The sequence below is a fragment of the Bradyrhizobium sp. UFLA05-153 genome, from assembly GCF_054185185.1.
In genome coordinates, this window is the sequence record NZ_JBBIAM010000331.1 from 1 (window position 1) to 885 (window position 885).

The following is an 885-nucleotide window of genomic DNA, read 5'->3' on the forward strand; positions in this document are numbered from 1 at the left end:
CGATGTTGGTGTAGTGATAGGGCAGCAGCCGGCCGGATGGGCAGCGGTAGACGTCCTCATCAGGCAGGTAGGCGAAGTCCTGTTTGCCGAACCGGCCCTCCGCCTTGGCGTTCGACGTCATAGGCTTGGGCAAGGTGACTGCAACGCCGGCCTCTTCGCAGGCTAATATCTCCTCTCCGTCGAAGTAGCCACGGTCGGCGACCGCCTCGAGTTTGTCCACTTCGAGCACTTCTTTGGCTTGCTTCGACATCCGAGCAAGCTGCCCACGGTCGTTGCCTACGTTTATGACCTCGTGCGTAACAATCAGATGGTGTTCGGTGTCCACCGCGACCTGGACATTGTAGCCGACGACACCCGATCCGCGTCCGCTGGTGGCCATCGAACGGGCATCCGGATCGGTGAGCGATATCTGTTGATCCGGCGTGTTGCGCATCTGCTCATCAAGCACTTCCAGGCGGCTCATCTCCTGCTTCAGCCGAGCGATCTTTTCCTTGATCCTCGTCGTCTTGATGCTGATCGCTTCCGATGGCTCCTGCCGATCGGCGCTATCGAGTTGACGCAGATATCGACCGACGCTTTCCTCGATCTGCGCCATCCGCCTCGCCATCTTGGCATGCGTGAAGTTACGGTCGCGGTTGTTCACCGCCTTGAACTTGCTGCCGTCGATCGCGACGCTTGGGGTCTGCAACAGGCCCATTTGCCGGCATAGTGCAATGAACTTCGCACAAACCTTCCGGATCGCCGCACCATTGTCCTTCCGGAAATCGGCGATCGTCTTATGATCGGGAGCCAGGCGACCGATCAGCCACATCACCTCGATATTGCGGCACGCTTCACGTTCTAGACGACGACTGGATTGCACCCGATTGAGATAGCCGTAGATGT

The 885-nt window shown here is 58.6% G+C and carries 1 protein-coding gene; it reads right to left on the bottom strand.

Features of this window, described 5'->3' with window-relative positions; translation table 11 throughout:
- Window positions 1–885, bottom strand: an 885-nt coding sequence (locus tag Q2941_RS51725; RefSeq protein ID WP_458197559.1) for a transposase, incomplete at both ends; no start/stop codon positions are given.